The organism is Exiguobacterium sp. S22-S28 (assembly GCF_043359615.1).
Lineage (GTDB): Bacteria > Bacillota > Bacilli > Exiguobacteriales > Exiguobacteriaceae > Exiguobacterium_A.
Map to the genome: position 1 here is coordinate 107,913 of NZ_JBHFFC010000033.1, position 19,846 is coordinate 127,758.

At 49.2% G+C, this 19,846-nt stretch carries 23 protein-coding genes; 15 read left to right on the forward strand and 8 right to left on the reverse strand.

All coding sequences use genetic code 11. The annotated features are described in order from the left end of the window. Positions 1–80: 80 nt before the first annotated feature. The 4 genes from ACHA8N_RS16220 (at position 81) to ACHA8N_RS16235 (ending at position 1,875) form a co-directional block, all read left to right on the forward strand. Positions 81–530, forward strand: coding sequence for a GNAT family N-acetyltransferase (locus ACHA8N_RS16220; RefSeq protein ID WP_147510208.1), 450 nt, complete (start codon positions 81–83; stop codon positions 528–530). A gap of 36 nt (positions 531–566) precedes the next feature. After that, positions 567–884: an ArsR/SmtB family transcription factor gene (locus tag ACHA8N_RS16225; protein WP_147510207.1), complete on the forward strand. Its 318-nt coding sequence runs from the start codon at positions 567–569 to the stop codon at positions 882–884. A gap of 70 nt (positions 885–954) precedes the next feature. Next, the gene (locus ACHA8N_RS16230) at positions 955–1,383 is read left to right on the forward strand and encodes a DMT family transporter (protein WP_026831868.1); all 429 of its coding nucleotides are present in this window, start codon (positions 955–957) and stop codon (positions 1,381–1,383) included. Between the two features lie 12 nt (positions 1,384–1,395). Beyond that, positions 1,396–1,875 carry a DMT family transporter gene (locus ACHA8N_RS16235; RefSeq protein ID WP_393966322.1) on the forward strand — a complete coding sequence of 160 codons (480 nt, stop codon included), beginning with the start codon at positions 1,396–1,398 and terminating at the stop codon, positions 1,873–1,875. Between the two features lie 271 nt (positions 1,876–2,146). Here ACHA8N_RS16235 and ACHA8N_RS16240 read toward each other — a convergent pair whose 3' ends face one another. The 3 genes from ACHA8N_RS16240 to ACHA8N_RS16250 are packed head-to-tail and all read right to left on the reverse strand — an operon-like array spanning position 2,147 to position 4,403. After that, positions 2,147–2,608 (reverse strand): heme-degrading domain-containing protein, encoded by a 462-nt coding sequence (locus tag ACHA8N_RS16240; protein ID WP_393966323.1) that lies wholly within the window; start codon positions 2,606–2,608, stop codon positions 2,147–2,149. Next, positions 2,605–3,645, reverse strand: a complete 1,041-nt coding sequence (locus tag ACHA8N_RS16245; RefSeq protein ID WP_393966324.1) for a Gfo/Idh/MocA family oxidoreductase — start codon at positions 3,643–3,645, stop codon at positions 2,605–2,607. The genes ACHA8N_RS16240 and ACHA8N_RS16245 overlap by 4 nt, the downstream gene beginning before the upstream one ends. Next, positions 3,642–4,403, reverse strand: a complete 762-nt coding sequence (locus ACHA8N_RS16250; protein WP_393966325.1) for a DeoR/GlpR family DNA-binding transcription regulator — start codon at positions 4,401–4,403, stop codon at positions 3,642–3,644. The genes ACHA8N_RS16245 and ACHA8N_RS16250 overlap by 4 nt, the downstream gene beginning before the upstream one ends. A gap of 129 nt (positions 4,404–4,532) precedes the next feature. On the opposite strand from ACHA8N_RS16250, the gene ACHA8N_RS16255 reads away from it, so the two are divergent. The 5 genes from ACHA8N_RS16255 (at position 4,533) to ACHA8N_RS16275 (ending at position 8,121) form a co-directional block, all read left to right on the forward strand. Beyond that, the gene (locus ACHA8N_RS16255) at positions 4,533–5,372 is read left to right on the forward strand and encodes an SDR family NAD(P)-dependent oxidoreductase (protein ID WP_393966326.1); all 840 of its coding nucleotides are present in this window, start codon (positions 4,533–4,535) and stop codon (positions 5,370–5,372) included. Between the two features lie 255 nt (positions 5,373–5,627). Beyond that, the gene (tnpB, locus tag ACHA8N_RS16260; protein WP_393966361.1) at positions 5,628–6,800 is read left to right on the forward strand and encodes an IS200/IS605 family element RNA-guided endonuclease TnpB; all 1,173 of its coding nucleotides are present in this window, start codon (positions 5,628–5,630) and stop codon (positions 6,798–6,800) included. Between the two features lie 74 nt (positions 6,801–6,874). Then, complete coding sequence (locus tag ACHA8N_RS16265) at positions 6,875–7,150, forward strand: diguanylate cyclase domain-containing protein (protein ID WP_393966327.1); 276 nt, start codon at positions 6,875–6,877, stop codon at positions 7,148–7,150. Further along, complete coding sequence (locus ACHA8N_RS16270) at positions 7,147–7,473, forward strand: potassium channel family protein (RefSeq protein ID WP_147510201.1); 327 nt, start codon at positions 7,147–7,149, stop codon at positions 7,471–7,473. The genes ACHA8N_RS16265 and ACHA8N_RS16270 overlap by 4 nt, the downstream gene beginning before the upstream one ends. Before the next feature lie 15 nt (positions 7,474–7,488). Next, a complete protein-coding gene (locus ACHA8N_RS16275) occupies positions 7,489–8,121 on the forward strand; it encodes a hypothetical protein (protein WP_393966328.1) in 633 nt (210 codons plus the stop codon). A 71-nt stretch (positions 8,122–8,192) separates the two neighbouring features. Here ACHA8N_RS16275 and mgtE read toward each other — a convergent pair whose 3' ends face one another. Continuing rightward, positions 8,193–9,545 carry a magnesium transporter gene (mgtE, locus tag ACHA8N_RS16280; RefSeq protein ID WP_393966329.1) on the reverse strand — a complete coding sequence of 451 codons (1,353 nt, stop codon included), beginning with the start codon at positions 9,543–9,545 and terminating at the stop codon, positions 8,193–8,195. A 235-nt stretch (positions 9,546–9,780) separates the two neighbouring features. On the opposite strand from mgtE, the gene ACHA8N_RS16285 reads away from it, so the two are divergent. The 4 genes from ACHA8N_RS16285 (at position 9,781) to ACHA8N_RS16300 (ending at position 12,910) form a co-directional block, all read left to right on the forward strand. After that, positions 9,781–10,521: a metal ABC transporter ATP-binding protein gene (locus tag ACHA8N_RS16285; RefSeq protein WP_393966330.1), complete on the forward strand. Its 741-nt coding sequence runs from the start codon at positions 9,781–9,783 to the stop codon at positions 10,519–10,521. After that, positions 10,518–11,378 carry a metal ABC transporter permease gene (locus tag ACHA8N_RS16290; protein ID WP_026831856.1) on the forward strand — a complete coding sequence of 287 codons (861 nt, stop codon included), beginning with the start codon at positions 10,518–10,520 and terminating at the stop codon, positions 11,376–11,378. Before ACHA8N_RS16285 ends, ACHA8N_RS16290 begins: the two co-directional genes overlap by 4 nt. Then, positions 11,375–12,292 (forward strand): metal ABC transporter substrate-binding protein, encoded by a 918-nt coding sequence (locus tag ACHA8N_RS16295; RefSeq protein WP_393966331.1) that lies wholly within the window; start codon positions 11,375–11,377, stop codon positions 12,290–12,292. Before ACHA8N_RS16290 ends, ACHA8N_RS16295 begins: the two co-directional genes overlap by 4 nt. A gap of 93 nt (positions 12,293–12,385) precedes the next feature. After that, positions 12,386–12,910: a PCYCGC motif-containing (lipo)protein gene (locus tag ACHA8N_RS16300; protein WP_393966332.1), complete on the forward strand. Its 525-nt coding sequence runs from the start codon at positions 12,386–12,388 to the stop codon at positions 12,908–12,910. Positions 12,911–13,254: 344 nt separating this feature from the next. Here ACHA8N_RS16300 and ACHA8N_RS16305 read toward each other — a convergent pair whose 3' ends face one another. After that, entirely contained in the window at positions 13,255–13,686 is a 432-nt protein-coding gene (locus tag ACHA8N_RS16305) for a VOC family protein (RefSeq protein WP_393966333.1), read from the reverse strand. Between the two features lie 288 nt (positions 13,687–13,974). On the opposite strand from ACHA8N_RS16305, the gene ACHA8N_RS16310 reads away from it, so the two are divergent. Then, positions 13,975–14,997, forward strand: a complete 1,023-nt coding sequence (locus tag ACHA8N_RS16310) for a zinc-binding alcohol dehydrogenase family protein (RefSeq protein WP_393966334.1) — start codon at positions 13,975–13,977, stop codon at positions 14,995–14,997. Between the two features lie 48 nt (positions 14,998–15,045). On the opposite strand, the gene ACHA8N_RS16315 is transcribed toward ACHA8N_RS16310, so the two are convergent. After that, positions 15,046–15,222 (reverse strand): hypothetical protein, encoded by a 177-nt coding sequence (locus tag ACHA8N_RS16315; RefSeq protein WP_393966335.1) that lies wholly within the window; start codon positions 15,220–15,222, stop codon positions 15,046–15,048. 215 nt (positions 15,223–15,437) lie between these two features. Between ACHA8N_RS16315 and ACHA8N_RS16320 the strand changes: the two genes are divergently transcribed. Next, positions 15,438–17,876, forward strand: coding sequence for an ATP-binding protein (locus ACHA8N_RS16320; protein ID WP_393966336.1), 2,439 nt, complete (start codon positions 15,438–15,440; stop codon positions 17,874–17,876). 48 nt (positions 17,877–17,924) lie between these two features. Here ACHA8N_RS16320 and wrbA read toward each other — a convergent pair whose 3' ends face one another. Continuing rightward, positions 17,925–18,527, reverse strand: coding sequence for an NAD(P)H:quinone oxidoreductase (gene wrbA, locus ACHA8N_RS16325; RefSeq protein WP_393966337.1), 603 nt, complete (start codon positions 18,525–18,527; stop codon positions 17,925–17,927). Between the two features lie 105 nt (positions 18,528–18,632). Continuing rightward, on the reverse strand, positions 18,633–19,667 hold the full coding sequence (locus ACHA8N_RS16330) for a DUF2332 domain-containing protein (protein ID WP_393966338.1): 1,035 nt from the start codon (positions 19,665–19,667) through the stop codon (positions 18,633–18,635). Positions 19,668–19,846 lie beyond the last annotated feature (179 nt).

The following is a 19,846-nucleotide window of genomic DNA, read 5'->3' on the forward strand; positions in this document are numbered from 1 at the left end:
AAAGATTGTTTGTGAAACAAATCGGGTTTTTGACGCGGTCAAAAAAGGAATAATGCAGGGAGAAGAAGGAGGAATGACGCATGGAAATGACAATCGAACGGGTGAATGATTTTGACGGCTACAACTGGCTTCCGCTGCTTGCCAAAAGTTCACAGGAAGAGTTGATGTTCGTTGAACACATGTTACGCAACCGCCGGCAGGAAACCTTTCAAGAAAACGGCGAAGCGATGTTCGTCGTCTTATCGCCGACCAATCAAGTCCTCGCCTGTGGTGGTTATATGAAACAATCCGGTCAGACCAAAACAGGCCGGATCCGCCATGTCTATGTCTTACCGGAAGCACGGTCGCACGGCATCGGGACGGCACTACTCGAAAAAATCGTGTCCGAAGCTTTCTTGACGTATGATCGTTTGGTCCTCTACAGCGAGCAAGCGGAACCGTTTTATCAAGGACTTGGATTTCAGCCGGCAACCGGTGAAAAGATTACACATGCGCTCGATAAATCCGCTTTCGCTAATACGAACCGATGAATTGACATATCGGAAATTATCGATTAGATTGATGGCATGACACATCAAGTTGATCTTTTTAAAGCTCTGTCGAACGAAGTACGGCTCGATATCTTACGTTGGCTCAAAGATCCTCAAACTCATTTCAATAAACCGACCGCTCACTTGTCAACGAATTCCGCTGAAAAAGGAGGCGTTTGTGTCGGTGATATCCAGGAGAAGGCAAATTTGTCCCAATCCACGGTATCCCAGTACTTGGCGATGTTACAAAAAGTCGGACTGCTCGAATCAGAACGGCACGGCAAGTGGACCTATTATCGGCGAAATGAACAAAAGATCAGCGAACTGGCGGAGTACCTCAAGGGAGAACTCTAACGGGTTTTCCTTTGCTCACATATCGACATTTCTCGATATATAGATTTGTTAAAGAAAGAAGTGACGGATTGTGAAATTCATTTATTACTTGTTCGCCTTGCTTGCCGGCATCTCACTCAGCATCGAAGGCGCGATTTATGGGGAACTCGGCAACAGTATCGGCAAACTCGAGAGCAGTTTTTATAATTTCTTTGCCGGGACGATCATCATCGGCATCATCATGCTCTTTTTCGGAAAAGGCTCGCTCGGCTACACGTTTAAGGCACCGAAATGGACGTTGCTCGGCGGACTGCTCGGAAGTATCTACTTAACGATTCTCATCATCAGTATCCCGCTCGTCGGTGTCGGCTTGGCGATGATCAGCGTCATCATCGGTCAGATGATTGCCAGCATGATCATCGAACACAAAGGCTGGCTCGGGAGTCCACGGGTCGCCATCAATAAAGATAAGTTGATCGCATCCGGTCTGATGGTCATCGCCCTATTTTTGATTTTTTAAGGAGGAATCTTGATGAATATCGCATTACTTGGTATGACGCTGCTTGGAGGTGTACTCCTCAGCGCCCAATCTTCAATCAACGGCGCTTTCGGTCAAAAAGCGGGGGCACTGGAAAGTACGTTTTTGACGTTCTTCACCGGCATGTTGCTGCTTGCACTCGCTGTCCTTTTCTTTGGACAAGGAGATGTCCTGATGTTGCTTGACGCCCCACGCTGGCAACTCAGTGCCGTCTGGTTCGGCGTCAGTTATCTGTTCTTGACTATTCTCGCTGTTCCCAAGATTGGTGTCACAGCAGCCAGCATCGCAACCGTCATCGGACAGTTGTCTGCCGGAATGGTGCTTGATCACTTCGGGACATTCGGTGGGGTCGAAGTGGCGTTTGATCTCAAACGATTTGCCGGTCTCTTGTTCATGCTCGCTGCTTTGTTCTTCATTTATCGCGGCAACAAACGGCGCGCTGTTGCTCCTGCTTCCGACTCGATCGCTTCTTGATTATGATATCCAAAGCATGACTGACCTAAAAGGAATCACTCACTCGTTTCACGCGACTCCTACAGGAAAAAGCGCAAGTCAACTTGCGCTGTCAGAGACGAACAAGACCCACTTTCCCGCCTCATTGAGGCAGGGAAGTTGGCTTGTGTCTCGCCTGAGGAAAGCGCGTGAAAGAAAGAGTGATTCCTTTTGAACATGACTAGGGGGTGACAGACTTGAAATCTGTCATCCCCTGATCTGTATAAAAACCAACTTTTCAGTCCATCCTGTTCTACTTGTCTTGCCCGTTCAAATACATCAAGGCATCCACTGCCAGCTGATGATCTGCTTCTTGCGATAAACCGGACACGGTGATTGTCCCGATAACACCGACTCCTGTGACACGGATCGGAAAGGAACCGCCCGCATCGGCATAGTCGGCCGGATTGACGGCGTACATCGTATGGTAGGACCGTTGCTTGCTTTCATTGTAGAGACGCATGTAGAGCGAACTGTGACCGTGCCGGAGCACGACGTTCGATTTCCGGCGGATCCACTCTTCCTGATCCGGTGCCGTTCCATCGAGTGCTGCGTAAAACAAACGTTGTCCGTTTCGCTTCAGTTCGACGGCGACGGACAACTGTTCCTGCAACGCCCGCTCGATGACATATTGTCCGGCCCGCAGTGCCTCCTGATTCGTAAAACTCTGTAACGTCAAGGTGTGCTCTTGTGCCAACAACTCCGTCAGTTTCATCCCTTCCACTCCTTCCGCAGAATTTTTCGTCCGGTCTCACTGCTCAATCGGACCGCTTCAATCAGTTGCATCGTCTTCAAAGCATCGGTCAGGTCGACCGGTAACGCACCGGTCGCAAGCCCTTTCGCCAACGCTTCATAAAACCCAAGGTAGTTTCCCGGAAGTGTCGCCAACCGTTCCGGCGGCTGATCGGCAATCTGCAGATAACCGTAGTTCTCTTCCTCGTCCCGTCCAAATACGTGATCGATTGGTTGACCGGACGCCAGTCGGGCTTCTTGCGGATCCATCCCGTATTTGACGTAACTGCCGCGTGTCGCATGTAACTCAAACCGCGGGGTTGGTCCTTGGATGAAGGAGTTTGACCGTAAGACGACACGGCGCTTTCCGTAAAATAACGTCATCTGGAACCCGTCATCCGTCTCTGCCCCGTCACGCTGGAACAAGACATCACCGATCACCGCATCCGGTTCTCCGAATAAAGCGAGCGCTTGATCAATCAAATGGGAACCAAGGTCGAATAAAATTCCGGAGCCCGGTCCCTTCTGTTCGCGCCACCGGTCCCGTACGACCGGACGATAGCGGTCAAACCGCGATTCAAGCCATTGCCAGTCGCCGATCTCATTCATTTCAATCAACTGCTCGATCGTCAAGAAATCGCCGTCATACCGTCGATTTTGATAAACTGCGACCCGCACACCATGCTGATTGGCAAGGCGCATCAGCTCTTCCGCTTCTTCAATCGTCACGACCGCCGGTTTTTCAAGCAAAACGTGTTTTTTCGCCTCGATTGCCTGTTTTGCCATGTCAAAATGTAAGGCGGTTGGCGTCGTAATGATGACCAGTTCCGTCTGTTTGTCTTGAAGTGCTTCCTCTAACGTCGCGATGACTGTCGCATCCGGAAAGACGGTCGCGACTTTCTCGCCTTGGCTCGAGACGACTTGACGGACCGTAAACTCCGGTAACGCTTGAATCAATGGGGCATGAAATGTCACGGCTGAAAATCCGAATCCGACAAGCGTCGTTTGAATCGTCGTCATGCTTGTTCCTCCTCTGCTATTTCGAGCAAGACTGCCGCTTGGCTTAACCAGTCCTGCCATCTGTCTGTTGGTTGTTCGTCAGTGATCAAGACGTCAATCTGGTCAAGGTCACAGACCTTGTGCAGAAAACGTTTCTCGAACTTCGTCCGGTCGGCGAGCACGATGACCTCACCGGCACTGCGGATCATGGCTTTTTTGACGATCGCTTCTTCGAGATTTTCAGCAAACACGCCTTGTTCTGTCAGACCACACGCTCCGAGAAACACACGATCGACCTGATAGTTTAAAATATCATCAGCCGTCTTGATTCCGACCAAGCTGCGCGCATGCCGATCAAACTTTCCTCCGGTCACATACAAATCGATTTCCGGTCGTGCCTCGACCTGCTCGACGATCGCGAGGGAGTTCGTGACGATGTGGAGTGGTTGTACCGGGAGATGAACGGTCATCCGGGCGACCGTCGTCGCGGCATCCAAGATGATGGTTTGATTCCGTTCGACATAGCGGACGGCCCGTTTTGCAATACGGTTTTTTTCCGGTTGTTCCGTTCGTCGATCGTATTGTACGGTCGTGTTCGTCCCGACACGAATCAAGCCGTTTTTGACCCGGATGATCTTGCCCTCCTGCTCAAGTGCAATCAGATCACGACGCGCCGTATCCCGTGAAATCCGGTATTCTTCCATCACCTGATCGAGTGAAATCTCAGGGGTCGTCTTGATCCATTCGCGCATTTGCTGCAATCGTTCCTGTTGCGCCATTCGGATTCCCTCCCATTCTTTTCTTTATTTTAAGTTTTTAAATTAAAATATGCAATTTTAACGCAAAATATATTCGTTGAATTCGGGTAAAGAAAACTAGGACTTAGATTTAAAAAGGAGGAATCACGTATGCGTACGATTTTCATTACCGGTGCCTCGTCCGGCATAGGTCTTGCGACCGCCACTCGATTCGCTGAAGAGGGATGGACGGTCTACGCTGGAATCCGCGAATTGACGCCGACACTCGAGCAACAAGCTATGCCGCATCTGCATTTTCTTGAAGTCGATGTCACCGATCTTGCGAGCCTGAAACAAGCCGTCGCCGTCATCGAGCAAGAAGTCGGGCATCTGAATGCCTTATTTTGTAATGCCGGGCAAGGGTTGTTGCGGGCGCTCGGACAAGCGACGAGTTACGAAATCCATCAACTGTTTGATATCAACGTCTTTGGCGTCATGCGAACAATTGAATGTTGTCTGCCGCTGCTCAAAGCCGCTCCGCACGGAAGTCATCTGCTCGCGACCTCAAGCATCAGCGGTCTTGTCGGTCAGCCGATGAATGAAATTTATTGTGCCAGTAAATTTGCTCTCGAAGGATTGTTCGAGAGTCTCGCCACTTATTACAAACCGTTTTTCTCGATTGATGTCACATTGATTGAACCGGCTGCCGTCGAGACGAACTTTACCGCAAGCGTCCTCGATCGCCTCGAGCAGACGGGCGGACTACACGAGGATGACTTCAAGCCGATTGTCGAGAGCTATTTACGCACCTACCGCATCCGTCATCAAGACCGGCAATCAGCGGATGACATCGCCGAGTTGGTATTCGATCTCGTCCACGCAGACGAAAAGCCGTTACGCGTCCGAACTACACCGGAAGATGAAGCATTCGTCGCCCATAAAACGGCGAACGATCCATCCGGTCTGATTGGAACCGTCAAAACCCGGCAACTGACGTTAAATTTAGACTGATTCCCCTGTTGTTCAAAATAATATCATTTCAGCTATTTCTTCTTTCTATAATGAGACTATCTCGCTAAATCTCTACAGAAGGACGGTTTTTCATGACGAATTTGTTTGTGTACGCAGCCGTCTATTTGATTCCGACGTTCATCATGTTTTATCAAAATTAGGCGAGAATACGCCCACTTCTAAACGAAGTGAAAGTGGGAGACGAATCGCTTGCCTGCCTTTCGGGTATATTCCCTTTGAAGGAGGTGAAAAATGGTGTTGAAGCACAAGGCCTACAAATTCAGAATCTACCCCACAAAAGAGCAGGAAATCCTGATTGCGAAGACGATCGGGTGTTCGCGCTTCATCTTCAACCACTTCTTGGCGAAGTGGGATGAATTGTACAAGACCACTGGAAAAGGACTGTCCTACGGTTCTTGTTCCAAAGAAATTCCTTTGTTGAAGCAGGAGTTCGACTGGTTGAAGGAAGTGGATAGTACATCTGTTCAGATCAGCGTCAAATATCTTGCTGATGCGTTTGACCGCTTCTTCAAGAAGCAGAACGAACGCCCTCGTTTCAAGTCCAAGCGCCATCCCGTCCAGTCGTACAAAACCAACATCCAAGGCAAAAACCAGCTTCCTGAAGTCTCGATTGGATGCAACCAGCTCAAACTTCCGAAGCTGAAATGGGTTCGTTTCGCCCACTCGAAACAGGTCACAGGCCGTATCTTGAACGCCACGATCCGACGCAACGCTTCAGGCAAATACTTCGTCTCCCTGCTCGTCGAGCAGGAGATCAACGAGCCGCCGAAGACCGGTTCATCTGTCGGCGTCGACGTCGGACTCAAGAACTTTGCCATCCTGTCAGATGGAACGGTCTACAAGAATGACCGTTACTTCCGTAAGCTCGAGAAGAAACTGGCGTGCGAACAGCGTAAGCTCTCCCGCCGTCAACGCATCGCCTTGAACAAGAAAGTCACGCTTTCCGAGGCAAGGAACTATCAGAAGCAGAAGCGGAAGGTTGCCCGCATCCACGAGAAAATCGCCAACAAGCGCACCGACTTCCTGCACAAGGTATCGACCGAGATCGTCCAAAACCACGACGTCATCGGTATCGAGACCTTACAGGTGAAGAACATGCAGAAGAACCGCAAGTTGAGCAAGTCCATCTCGGACGTCAGTTGGTCGGAGTTCTTCCGCATGCTCGAATATAAGGCGGACTGGTATGGGAAGACCGTCGTAAAAGTCGACAAGACCTTTGCTTCAAGTCAACTGTGCTCCAGTTGCGGCCACCAACACAAAGACGTGAAACATCTTGGCTTGCGTGAATGGACATGTCCGAGTTGCGGCATCCATCACGACCGGGATGTGAACGCAGGACTGAATCTTAAACAAGAAGCCGAACGTATCTTAGCTTCTTCAACCGTCGGGACGACGGGGTTAGCCTGATCAGGTTTCGACCGTTAGGTCGGATAACTCAGGAATCCTTCACCTCTAAGTGAAGCGTAGGTGGAGGTAGTTCAATGTTGTATGATCAGACACCGGACCAGCTTCATCAGTTCATGTCGTCACTCTTAAAGACGTTCCAAGACAATCCGTTGATTTTGGAAGAAGCGTGGATTGAGATTCGGACGAGCATCGGTCTCAGTTATTCCCCTGACCACGGCATCAGTCTCGATACGTTGATCCATCATGCCGATCAAGCGATGTACCATATCAAACATAATGGCAAAAACGGATACCGGATTCATGATACGCTGGATCCGATACAACGACCGTATGAAGGAGGAGCCAGATGATTTCCGCGTTCGCTATTTTTTCACGCCTGTTCAAAGGAATACGTCGCGCTTTCCACTTGTCGTACTTCCAAGGGTTATTGATTCTCTGTCTGTTGACATTGATTTCCGGAACGATTTTTTACAGCACCCAAGAAAATTTATCGGTCGTCGATGCGCTCTACTTTTGCATCACGACACTGAGTACAGTCGGGCATCCGACATTTGCCCCCGTCACGACGCTCGGGAAAATCTTTACGATGGCGTACATCACGATCGGATGCGGGTTGTTTTTAACGCTGATCGCGACGCTGTCCTATGTCTTGATCAAACAGCCGGAAGAGTGAGAGGAGAGACTATCGATGCGACACGCTGCCATTCAAAACAATTTCGACTGGTGTCGTTTAATCTGTGAGTTGCATGGGTGTACCGTGACGGAAACGGCGGATAGTTGGGTCGCCAAAGGAGATGTTCCGCTCCTCTATCCGGAAATGATGGTCCGCGCTCACCAACAACAACTTGATCTGTCCGGTGTCAGGAGCATCAAGGATTGTACGGCCGGTTACGATTTTTCACGTGCCGGTTTGACGCATCTCTTTACAGCGGAATGGATCACCCGCCGCCCGATTCTCGATCGTCGGGCTTTACCTGCTGATTGGACCGTCGTGCGTAACGTGCAGGAAGCGGCACGTTTTTTCGCCATCCTCGAAACGGAAGATGTCCCGCACAAGCTGTTTGAACGTTCCGATGTCCGGCTGTTTTTTTCCGAACAGCAACAAGCGGGATTCATCGCCTATTCGAACAGACAGACGACCGGTCTGTCCCACCTGACCTCAAACTATCTCGACGAACGGCTGTGGGATGATGTCATCCGGCTCAGTTCCGCCCATTTCCCTGGACAGCCGCTCGTCGGCTATGAGTATGGGGATCAGTTGATCACGGCCCTTGAAGCTGGTTTTGATGACATCGGACCGCTTGCGGTCTGGATTCGATAGTGTATTAGATTAAACAAATAACCGCTCCTCCTCAGACTAATAGAAATGAGGAGGAGCGGTTATTTGATGTGTTACATCAAACGGCTGATGAAGGCGGTCGCGATCCCAAAATAGACGAGCAACGACAGGATGTCGTTTAGCGTCGTGATGAGCGGACCGGATGCGATGGCCGGGTCGATGTTCAGACGATGCAAAATCAGTGGAATGATCGTTCCGGCCAACGTACCGAAAATCAGCGTGATAATCAGCGAACTGCCGACGACGAGACCTAAAATCGGATCCCTCTGCCAAACATAAGCGATGATGGCAATCAAGATACCGCACGTCACACCGATGATCAATCCCACTCGCAACTCTCGAAGAATCAGCCGGGTGACGACTTTTTTATCGACTTCGCGTGTAATCAATCCGCGGACGACGACAGCGAGGGACTGGGTTCCGGTATTTCCGGTCATGCCGGCAATCATGGGCATGAAGAAGGCTAAGGCGACGACCTTCGACAACGTCTCCTCGAACTGACTGATGATCGATCCTGAGACGAGTCCGATGAAGAGTAACAAAATCAGCCACGGCAACCGGCGTGTCGCGGCCACCCAAGGTTTTGTATCAAAATCAATCGATTTACCGGAAGCGGATAATTTCTCGATATCTTCATTGGCTTCTTCCCGTAAGACGTCGAGCGCATCATCGACGGTAATCAGTCCGACGAGAACCTCCCCTTCGACGACCGGTAACGACACCAGATCGTATCGTTCGAACATCTTCGCGACATCCTCCTGATCGGTCTCCGGCGAGACGCTGATGACTTTTCGATCCATCACGTCCGCAATCTGTTCGTCGTTATTCGCCAAAATCAAATCACGGTACGAGATGACGCCGACAAGTTGACTCAGCTGATTGACGACATAGACGTAGTTGATCGTTTCCGAGTATTCGATATAATCCCGCATCTTCTCGACCGTCTCGCCGATCGTCGACTCTTCCGTCACCCAGATGAAACGGTTTGTCATCAAACGTCCGGCCGTCTCTGCCGGATACGTCAGCAAATTCCGGACGACCAGTGCTTCGTCCTGTCGCATCCCGGACAGTAAGCGGTCCACTTCCTCGTCCGGCAGTTCTTCCAGGATTTCTGCCAAATCATCGTTTTCCATTAAATCCATGACGTGTCCGGCATGTTCGACGTCGAGACGCCGCAGCACATCCAGCTGTTGCTCCAGTTCCAGTTCCTCGATGACATCCGCCAAACGTTCATGATCGAGATAGCGTAACAAACGTTCTTGCTCGGTTGGTGCCAACTCGACATACCACTTCGCCAAATCGTACGGATAGACTTCCTCAATCACTTGCTGTGCTTCTTCCCGTCGTTCCTTCATCAACGCATCCAGCAACAGCAACTTCCATTGTTGTTCCTTTGACTGACTCATACTACCACCCCCACGTTTTCTCCTTCTCCATCTTAGCACGATGCTTTCAAAAAGAACGCCCATCAAAGCAGTTGACTTTTCTTTCGTCACGCCTTAAAATTTGCCTAAAGGAAACATTATTAGTTCGGAGAACAATCCATGCGATAAGGCAATCTCTTTTTTTAGACTTTTTCTTGCCCTAAGGAAACATTTGTTTCCACACTAAAATTCAAGCAGTTGAAAGGAGTGTCTTCACATGTACGCGATAGAAGTAGAACAATTAAACGTGTCGTATTTCGAAACCACCGCCTTAGAAAAATTGTCCGTTCGCTTCACAGCAGGGCAGCTTGTCGGCATCATCGGTCCAAACGGCGCCGGCAAATCGACCTTCATCAAAGCCATCATGGGATTGATTCCGGCCGGTGCGAAAACGATCACCTTGTTGGGTCAATCAACAAAAGAGGCACGGACGCGGGTCGCTTACGTCCCACAACGCAGTGCCATCGATTGGGATTTTCCGATTCGGGTGCTCGACGCGGTTTTGATCGGCTGTTATCCAAAACTCGGTCTGTTCAAGCGTCCGACGAAACAACACCGTGCCTTGGCGATTGCTTGTCTCGAACGAGTCGGCATGCAGGACTATGCCAACCGACAAATCGGTGAACTGTCGGGCGGTCAGCAACAACGGGTCTTTTTAGCCCGCGCCCTGGCACAAGAAGCAGAACTGCTGTTACTGGACGAACCTTTCGTCGGAGTCGATGCCGGAAGTGAACGGGTCATCATCGACGTATTGCGGACACTACGCAACGAAGGGAAAACGATTGTCGTCGTCCACCATGATTTGAGTAAGGCCGCCGATTACTTCGATACCCTCATGTTGTTGAACCGGCAATTGATTGCCGTCGGTCCGCCAAAAGACGTCTTGCATGCCAAAACGATTGAAGGCGCATACGGCAATCCGCTCGCCTTCTTACAGAAAGTCGAGGTCACCTCATGAACTTTTTAACTTTCATCGAAGCGACGTTTCAGTATGATTTCCTGCAAAAAGCGCTCATCACCTCCGTCATGGTCGGGATCATCTGTGGTGTCATCGGCTGTTTCATCATCCTGCGCGGTATGTCCTTGATGGGGGATGCGATTTCCCATGCTGTCTTACCGGGCGTCGCGATTTCCTATCTGCTCGGCATCAATTTCTTCATCGGTGCGGTCGTGACCGGTCTGCTGACGGCGCTCGGAATCGGGTTTGTCAGTCAAAACAGCCGGATCAAAAACGATACCGCGATCGGGATTTTGTTCACTTCTGCCTTTGCGCTCGGCATCATCCTGATTTCCTTCTTACGCAGCAGCAGTGACCTGTACCACATCCTGTTCGGGAACGTCCTCGCCGTCCGCCCGAGTGATATGTGGATGACACTGATCATCGGCATCATCGTTCTCGGGGCGATCTATCTGTTCTACAAGGAGTTATTGGTCACATCGTTTGATCCGACGATGGCTGCTGCTTATGGATTGTCGACACGATTGGTCCACTACCTGCTGATGACGATGTTGACACTCGTCACAGTCGCTTCCCTGCAGACAGTCGGTATCATCCTCGTCGTCGCGATGTTGATCACGCCGGCAGCGACCGCTTATCTCTTGACGAACCGGTTATCGCGGATGATCTTCCTGTCCGCCGGATTCGGCACAATCTCTTCCATCGTTGGTCTGTATTTTAGTTTTACCTACAACCTTTCTTCCGGAGCGTCGATCGTGCTGGTCGCGACTGCCCTGTTTGCACTGGTCTTCGTGTTCTCACCCCGTCACGGTCTGCTCCGGAAATGGAAATCATCTAAAAAGGAGCTCACGACATGACATTCAAACGATTCATTCCTTTGGCCGGTCTCGCCGTCTTACTGGCAGGCTGTTCGACGGATTCCGCGGACGAAGGAAAACTGCAGGTCGTCACGACCTATTCGATTTTAGAAGATATGGCACGTGTCGTCGGCGGCGAACACGTCGAGGTGCACAGCATGGTCAAGATTGGTGCCAATCCCCATGAGTATGATCCGTTGCCGACGGACGTCCAGAAGATGGCCGATGCCGACGTCGTTTTTTATAACGGGTTAAACCTTGAAGCCGGCGGTTCCTGGTTCAACAAACTCCGTTCGAGTACAAACAAAGACGGAAAAGACGCACCTGTCTATCAACTGAGTAAAGGCGTCGAACCGAAGTACTTGACGGCAGCCGGAAAAGAACAGGAAACCGATCCCCACGCCTGGCTCGATCTGAACAACGGCATCCAGTACGTCGAAAACGTCAAGGATGGCTTGATTAAGGAAGATCCGGATAATCGGGCGGATTACGAAAAAAATGCTTCCGCGTATATCAAGGAACTCAAGACGCTCGATACAAAAGCCAAAGAACGGTTTGCGGCGATTCCAAAGGAACAACGGCACCTGATCACGAGTGAAGGCGCCTTTAAGTACTTCAGTTCCGCCTATGACTTCAAAGCCGACTACATCTGGGAGATCAATTCCGATAATCAGGGCACACCCGATCAAGTCCGCCGCATCGTCGATTTAATCAAGCAGCAGGACATCCCCGTCTTGTTCGTCGAGACAAGTGTCGACCGCCGAAGCATGGAGACGGTCTCCCGTGAAACGGGTGTCCCGATCGGTGGAACGCTTTACACCGATTCGCTGGGTGCAAAAGGAAAAGACGGCTCGACGTACTTGACGATGATGAAAGCAAACTTCGAGACGATCGAACAACAATTGACCCGCTAAGAACTGTCATCAGATCGCCATTCCTGCTTTACCTGCCGTTGATCCTTCCACCGTATACTAAGGAAAGAATCAACGCGTGATGGAGGAATGAATATGCCTAGAAAAACCGGATGGATGATCATGACACTTTCGGCGAGTCTCGCCCTCGGTGCTTGTGGACAGACGGAACAAAAGACCGCACCACATGCCGAACAGGAAAAACAGGAAGCGCATGCTGAACATGAAGGACATGCTTCACATACAGGTGGTGATCAGTTGGAGCGGACGACTTCCCCGACAATTGCCCCGTCGTTCTTGAAAGAGACCGATTCTTCGATTCAGACGATTTACCTGTCTGTCGCAAAACATCAGGACTTGCTCGAAAAGATGCCGTGTTACTGTGGTTGCGGGGAATCCGCCGGTCATACGAGTAACTATGACTGCTTCATCGCGGATCAGACACAGAGCGGTGAAACGACGTGGACGACACACGGCATTACGTGTGGGACGTGTCTCGACATTGCGGCTCAATCGATTGTCGCCTATCAACAAGGCACACCAATCAAACAAATCCGTGATGACATTGATGCAGCATACGCCAAGACAGGTGCGACTCCTACAAAAACTCCTGCGCTCTAAAGTAAAAAGCTGCTTCGTAGACTGACCTAACAATCTGAGGCACATATACAACACGTTAATTAGGCTGCCCGTATACCGCATTTTATCGGTGTACGGGCAGCCTAATTTTTCTTGAATCTGTTCTTTGTTATCGAAGCTTACATCTTGTATCATCCGCTCAGAGATCTTCTATTCTCCAAACGAATTAAATTTGACGTATTGGAACTCCTCAGACTTCAAGTTCGTTTAAACGATACCTCTCATCCAGATTTCGACTTGAGATTTATTTTTGATTCCGTATTTCTCCATGATTCTTTCATCGTCAACCTATCACTCAGTTTGTCTTTCACGACTACCCATTTCAACTATTTGATTCTTTTGAACATCGGATGATCTGCTTTGAATTGAATCAAATCCCACAGGTTTCCATACAAGTCTCTAAATACAGCTACAATTCCATAAGGCTGCTCTTGAGGTTCTCTTTCAATTTCAATTCCCTTTTCAATCATTTTGTTGTAATCTCTCCAAAAATCATCTGTTCCAAGGAATAGAAAAACTCGGCCGCCGGTTTGATTACCTACAAACGGAAGCTGTTCTGTTTTCGAAGCTTTTGCAAGCAGTATCGCAGTTCCTACTGTTCCTGGAGGAGCAACTACAACCCAGCGTTTATCCTGTTCTTCTTGATAGGAGTCTTCAAGTAATGTGAAATTCAACTTTTTTGTATAAAAATCAATGGCTTCATCATAATCATCAACAACCAATGCAATATAAACAACAGACTGTATCGTTTGAAACACTTCCTTTTCTTATGGGTATCAATCAAGATTCCTAATGGCTACTCTTTTTGTTCAACGGCTTTATCGAATCGTTTTTTCATTGCCTTCATGCTCAATACAATCCTTATGCATACAATGCGACTCCTTTCGTTGTCGTTTTAAATCTTTTCATTATTTTATAACAAATACCCGGGCAAATGACGGGACCATACAGAAAAGAAACCGGTTTGCGAATTGCTCACGACGTTTCATTTTTCATGAGGCGTGGAAAAGTTCCAAGGATACCTATTCGTGAAAGGATGATTTGTCATGCCACAAATGAAAGCTATTGGATTCCATCAACACTTACCGATTACGGAAGCTGACAGTTTGATTGATCTCAAAATCGAACGTCCTGTTGCCAAAGGACGCGATATATTAGTCGAAATTAAGGCTGTTTCGGTCAACCCGGTCGATACGAAGGTCCGGGCTCACGGAACAAATGAACCAGAACCGAAAGTCATCGGTTATGACGCAGCCGGTGTCGTCATTGAAGTCGGCGATGACGCTTCCCTTTTCTCCGTTGGGGACGAAGTTTATTATGCCGGCGCCATCAACCGACCCGGTTCTAACAGTGATTTCCAACTCGTTGACGAACGAATCGTCGCGAAGAAGCCGGCTCGTTTGACGTTCAGCGAAGCGGCCGCACTGCCATTGACCGCTTTGACGGCATACGAAGCCTTGACGGACCGGATGAATCTTACGTTTGATGCCACGTCAAATCTTGAGAAGACGATTTTGATTATCGGCGCAGCCGGCGGCGTCGGCTCGATTGCGACACAACTCGCGAACAAAGCAGGACTGACCGTCATTGGAACAGCTTCCCGTCTGGAGACGATCGAATGGGCTAAAACACACGGGGCTCATCATACAATCAATCACCATGAAGACTTCCGAGCCCAACTTGAACAACTGGGATATCACTACGTCGACTATATCTTCTGCTTGAATGCAACCGATCAGCATTTTGACACGATGGTCGATGTCATCGCACCACAAGGAACCATTTGCAGCATCGTCGAGACAGATCAAAAACTCAACCTCAGTGCGTTGCAACAAAAAAGTGCGACGTTCGTCTGGGAGTTCATGTTCACCCGTTCGCTGTTCGAGACAGCAGACATGATCCGGCAACACGAAATCTTGACGCAAGTCGCTACGTGGCTCGAGGAAGAGACGCTTGAAACGACTGTCACGCAGACGTTGATCGGTCTGAACGCGGAGAACTTAAAAAAAGCCCACCGTCTCGTCGAGAGCGGCGAGACGATTGGAAAGATTGTCGTGGAACAGCATTGATTAAAAAACGGTTCATTCTTCTCACTCGAGAAAAATGAATCGTTTTATCTATCCTCTACTTTTTTGCCGCTTCACGGAAAAGACGATCGCTGCAAACAACGACAACAGCCCTCCTGCCCAGCCGATGATCGGTGCGTATGAAAACGTATCGCGCAACAACATCCCGCCAACGATTAAAATCGCAGCATCCGCTGCAAACAAAACCGCTAAAAATCGATAATTCATCTTCTTTTCCTCCTTTTTTTCGAAAATACCATTCCCTCTTACTTCTTACCCAACATGCAATTTTTCTGGTATGAATTTCTTGTATTTAAGATAATTTTCTAATAAGACTATTTTTCTGAGTCTAAAAAATGTACGATTACGGTAAGAAATAGGTATAGTAGTTACATCTATTTATTGACTAGGAAAGCTGACGCAAAGGGGCATCCATATAGAATATGAGAAAATGGTTTAATCAAAAAATAAGCCGACAAATCATGTCTGCTTTCTACCTAATACTGATCACACTGTCGGTGTCTTCGGTTGCCGCTTATTTTTATACGAATCATCAAGTCGTAAGTGCTAAAAAAAGTCTTGATGCGATCAGCGAACGTCAGGAACGGGCGACATCGTTATGGGATGAGTGGCAATCACTTCAATACGAGATAAGGGGATATATCGTATTTGGAGATGATGCCGTACTTGAGACGGTCAATGAGAAAAAAGCGTCCCTCGAGCAACAAACGGAATGGTTCGAGAAAAACGGGACGTATCAAGCCGATCAGATTTATGCATCTGATGTCCGGTCACTGTATACATCGTATACGACGTTCGTCATGCCGAGTTTGATCAAGTATGTTCAAGCGAAACAAGACGGGACGGTCGATGAAACTTTCCTTCAGATGCCGAGTCTGAAATCAATGATGCCGCAAGTCAAACGGGATCCGAACCGGAAATTTAAGATGAATGCGTCGAACAGTGAGACGATGCGAAAAAGTGTGAATACGATGGAGAGCGTCTTCACGAATTACCGGGCAAGTTTGCAGGCAAAAGAAACGGCAGCAAAAGATAAATTGATTAAACAAACGAAATATGCCGAATGGATTTGGCTCATCAACCTGTTGGTCCTGTTTCTTGTCATCCTGTTGATCATTCGTCCCTTCATCGAACGAACGACCCGTCAAATTCAACTGCTCAGCAAAGAAAGTAAGTTGCTGGCACAAGGCCAGCATACCACGCCGTTGATTCCGGTGAACCGGATTGACGAAATCGGCGAACTCAGCAAATCATTTCATCAGATGGCGACGGCACTGACCGACAATAAACACCGGTTGATGTCGTCAAACGATAATCTGGAACAAGCATTGCAATTGACGTTGCGGAATGAAGCCCATTTGAAAATCAGGAATCAGCTGACGGAGACGCTCGCTTCCCGTGACACCGTGACGGCGTATCCTGCCGTCATCGAAAAGATGGTCGAGATTACCGACTCGACGAACGGTTCGTTGATTTTTAAAGAAGGCACGACTGTCACGAACATCATTTCGTATGGCATGACGCGTCAGGAACAAGATGAATTAATCGCAAGAATCGAGCCGGTCATCCGACAAGCACGGCAACATAAAGTCCCGCAGATTGCCCAGTTTGCAGAACGTGCCGTCGCCGTCACACCGGTCCTTGATGCCAGTACCGACGAAATCATCGCTTATATTTACCTGATGCGTCTGCATCGTCCGTTTGATGGATATGAACGGGAAGAGTTGTCTGCGTTCGCACGACAACTCGCCTTGTCGTTACTCCGGATGCGGACGTTCGACGAAATCGGACGCGAACGGGAAAAAACAGCCCGTCTATTGAACTCGATCCGGGAATCCATCGTCTACATCGAACCCAATGGACCGATTCAATTGATCAACCGTCCGTTACTTGATTTATTCAATTACCCATCTGCGACAGATTCAAAAGACGAATGGCTGATTGAAATTGATGATTCGATCACTCACTTGAAGTATCAGGTCGATGCTCTGCCGGAGTTTGAGGCATATTTACGTCAAACGTTCGTCGAACGGAAAACAGGCGAAGGTATCACCTTCTCCATCAATCATGAGAAACGTTTCATCAAGACGTATTCGGAAGAAATTCATTACGGCGGAACATTCCGCGGGATTTTACTCGTCCTGCGCGATATCACAAACGAAGTCGAAATCGACCGGATTAAAAATGAACTCGTCTCGACGATTTCACATGAGTTGCGGACACCATTATCTTCAATTTATGGCTTCACGGAGCTGATGATTCAGCGGGATCTCCCGCCGAATCGCCAAAAGAAATATCTCGCAGCCGTCCATTCGGAAACGGAACGCTTGTCCCTGCTGATTAATGATTTCCTTGATCTTCAACGGATGGAAGCGGATCGACAGGAGTATACGTTTGAACCGTTTGATTTGTTACCGATGATGCGGGAATTAAAACAATTGCACAGCCTGTCTTCTTCCAAACACGATATCCAGATTTTATCGGAGCATTCGGCTCAAGTGATTCACGGCGACTCGAAAAAAATCCGTCAGTTGTTCGGAAACTTAATCAATAATGCCATCAAGTATTCACCGAACGGTGGTCCGATTGACATCCGTATAAGCGAGCGCAACGATCGGGTGACCATCGCGCTGACCGATCACGGCATTGGAATTCCGTCGTCTGCGATGAGTGAATTGTTCCAAAAGTTCTACCGCGTCGATAATTCCGACACCCGTCAAATCGGCGGAACCGGACTCGGATTGTCCATTTGCCGTGAAATCGCCCGCGCCCATGATGGTGAGATTCATGTCGAATCCATCGAAGGACAAGGTTCGACGTTCACGGTCGACTTACCGCTTAATCCTTCTCCACCGTTATGATTCAAAAAAACCGCGTCAGTTCCCTTTCGGAACGGCGCGGTTTTTGAATTATCCTTTAATACGGCTCGCAATATCTATCGTACGCTTCGCTTGGTGACGAACAGCCGGTTCAACGGACTCAACCATGTTGCCGTCTTGATCGACGGTCACCGTCGTCCCGTATGGATTACCGCCTGCTGCGAACAGAACCGGATCCGAGTAGCCTGGTGCTGCAACGATCGCTCCCCAGTGGAACATCGATGTATAGACAGCAAGGACAGTCGCTTCTTGTCCGCCGTGCGGATTTTGCGCCGATGACATCGCACTGACGACTTTATTGACGAGTTTCCCCTGACCCCAGAGACCACCTGTCGTATCGAGGAACTGTTGGAATTGTCCCGGGACATGTCCGTAACGGGTCGGGACACTAAAGATGATGGCGTCCGCCCAGTCAAGCAAGTCAGGTGTCGCTTCTTCGACGTCACGCGTCGCATCGGTATGTTTTTGCCAAAGTGGGTTGGAAGCAATCGCTTCTGCCGGTGCCGTCTCCTTGATTTTCGCAAGACGCACTTCGGCTCCAGCCGCTTCCCCTGCTTCTTTTGCCCACGAGGCGAGTTGATGATTCGTTCCGGTCGAACTGTAGTAAATGACAGCCAGTTTCACATTAGACATGACTTCGCTCCTTTTTTTCAAGACAGTGACGGACAATGAATGTACATGTCGTCTTTTCCCGATTTTTGGATAAAGTAACGCCTTTCCTTTGAATTCAAGAGATTTTTATACTTCTTGTGGAACCAACCACTTGAACCAACGACCATGACCGTCTGTCTCGGCAATTGTCTGTTCCGTCACGACACCGTCGATGTAGGAATCGAGATGCAGATAACGATCCTGGACATTGTTGTACATATGATACAAATTCCGTGTCCGACCAATTTCCCCGACGACCTGCAACAGTTCTTTTTTGACGGCAAGGGGCATCTGATTTGCGACGTGCGTATGGAAGATGCAGAGGATACTGTCGTCCGGCGCCTCTGCTGCATATTGTGGCAGAAGTCGAACGCCGTCCCCTTCGACTAATGTTAGTGGAAACTCCGCAACATACCGGGCAGCTGATTCGAACATCGCAAGCCGCTCGTGATGTTCCGTCCAAATCAGTGCTTTCAGCCACAGTTGTTCGTCGGCATCGGTCAGATCGACGATATTTAAATCGAGTCCGGTCCGCATCGTGACGGGTGGTGGTGTTTTCGGAAGCGTCGGTGTTCCCGTTCCCTCGATGACGGAGGTCAGATGCAGACGGGATGCCGGATTGCCGACCGTCTCTCCTGTTCCGTAGTCATAGGCATATTGATCAAACAACAATTGCAAGCCGGCACTCGTTCCGATTTCGAGCAGAGCGAGCGGCTGGCTTGTCTGTTGATGAATCTGACCAAAGACTGGATACAGATACGTACAGCGCCGGACTTCGTTCGTTTGGACAAGACGTTGTGCCAGCAGCGGAATCAGATCTGCTTCGTAAGTCTGACAAAAGGATTCGAAGTCGGCGAAGGACTCTGCAAAGGGTTTCGGCTGTTCCGTTACACTCGGATAGTATGCGGCGAGCGGATGATCAATCCCTTTCAGCAACAGATAGTGGACGGCACCAAACAGGAGATTCGGAATCGGTTGCCCGTCGCGCGCGTGTCGGCACAGTTCAAGAATTGCCTGATTTTTTGCGATTTCCTGCGATAGATACTCATAAAACGGACTCGAGTCCCGGCACTCTCGTTCCGCGAAAGTCTGGAAGCGTTGTGCGATTTCTGCTTGTGTCATGAATCGTTCCTCCCTTTTCCTTACTCCACCTTATATTCCCTAGTTTCTTCCAAACACCTGTTTTCATCCCTGCAAATCCATAGGCAGCATCTCTTTAGTCTTAAAGTGTAAAACTACACTTCAAACGTTCGTTCTCATTTAGTTGAGGGTATAGACTACTTCACAACAATGACGAACGT

Excerpts from the sequence above, each read along its gene's own strand:
- ACHA8N_RS16220 (WP_147510208.1), top strand. The coding sequence starts at position 81 with ATGGAAATGACAATCGAACGGGTGAATGATTTTGACGGCTACAACTGG.
- ACHA8N_RS16225 (WP_147510207.1), top strand. The coding sequence starts at position 567 with ATGACACATCAAGTTGATCTTTTTAAAGCTCTGTCGAACGAAGTACGG.
- ACHA8N_RS16235 (WP_393966322.1), top strand. The coding sequence starts at position 1,396 with ATGAATATCGCATTACTTGGTATGACGCTGCTTGGAGGTGTACTCCTC.
- ACHA8N_RS16240 (WP_393966323.1), bottom strand. The coding sequence starts at position 2,608 with ATGAAACTGACGGAGTTGTTGGCACAAGAGCACACCTTGACGTTACAG.
- ACHA8N_RS16245 (WP_393966324.1), bottom strand. The coding sequence starts at position 3,645 with ATGACGACGATTCAAACGACGCTTGTCGGATTCGGATTTTCAGCCGTG.
- ACHA8N_RS16250 (WP_393966325.1), bottom strand. The coding sequence starts at position 4,403 with ATGGCGCAACAGGAACGATTGCAGCAAATGCGCGAATGGATCAAGACG.
- ACHA8N_RS16255 (WP_393966326.1), top strand. The coding sequence starts at position 4,533 with ATGCGTACGATTTTCATTACCGGTGCCTCGTCCGGCATAGGTCTTGCG.
- ACHA8N_RS16265 (WP_393966327.1), top strand. The coding sequence starts at position 6,875 with ATGTTGTATGATCAGACACCGGACCAGCTTCATCAGTTCATGTCGTCA.
- ACHA8N_RS16270 (WP_147510201.1), top strand. The coding sequence starts at position 7,147 with ATGATTTCCGCGTTCGCTATTTTTTCACGCCTGTTCAAAGGAATACGT.
- ACHA8N_RS16275 (WP_393966328.1), top strand. The coding sequence starts at position 7,489 with ATGCGACACGCTGCCATTCAAAACAATTTCGACTGGTGTCGTTTAATC.
- mgtE (WP_393966329.1), bottom strand. The coding sequence starts at position 9,545 with ATGAGTCAGTCAAAGGAACAACAATGGAAGTTGCTGTTGCTGGATGCG.
- ACHA8N_RS16285 (WP_393966330.1), top strand. The coding sequence starts at position 9,781 with ATGTACGCGATAGAAGTAGAACAATTAAACGTGTCGTATTTCGAAACC.
- ACHA8N_RS16290 (WP_026831856.1), top strand. The coding sequence starts at position 10,518 with ATGAACTTTTTAACTTTCATCGAAGCGACGTTTCAGTATGATTTCCTG.
- ACHA8N_RS16295 (WP_393966331.1), top strand. The coding sequence starts at position 11,375 with ATGACATTCAAACGATTCATTCCTTTGGCCGGTCTCGCCGTCTTACTG.
- ACHA8N_RS16300 (WP_393966332.1), top strand. The coding sequence starts at position 12,386 with ATGCCTAGAAAAACCGGATGGATGATCATGACACTTTCGGCGAGTCTC.
- ACHA8N_RS16310 (WP_393966334.1), top strand. The coding sequence starts at position 13,975 with ATGCCACAAATGAAAGCTATTGGATTCCATCAACACTTACCGATTACG.
- ACHA8N_RS16315 (WP_393966335.1), bottom strand. The coding sequence starts at position 15,222 with ATGAATTATCGATTTTTAGCGGTTTTGTTTGCAGCGGATGCTGCGATT.
- ACHA8N_RS16320 (WP_393966336.1), top strand. The coding sequence starts at position 15,438 with ATGAGAAAATGGTTTAATCAAAAAATAAGCCGACAAATCATGTCTGCT.
- wrbA (WP_393966337.1), bottom strand. The coding sequence starts at position 18,527 with ATGTCTAATGTGAAACTGGCTGTCATTTACTACAGTTCGACCGGAACG.
- ACHA8N_RS16330 (WP_393966338.1), bottom strand. The coding sequence starts at position 19,667 with ATGACACAAGCAGAAATCGCACAACGCTTCCAGACTTTCGCGGAACGA.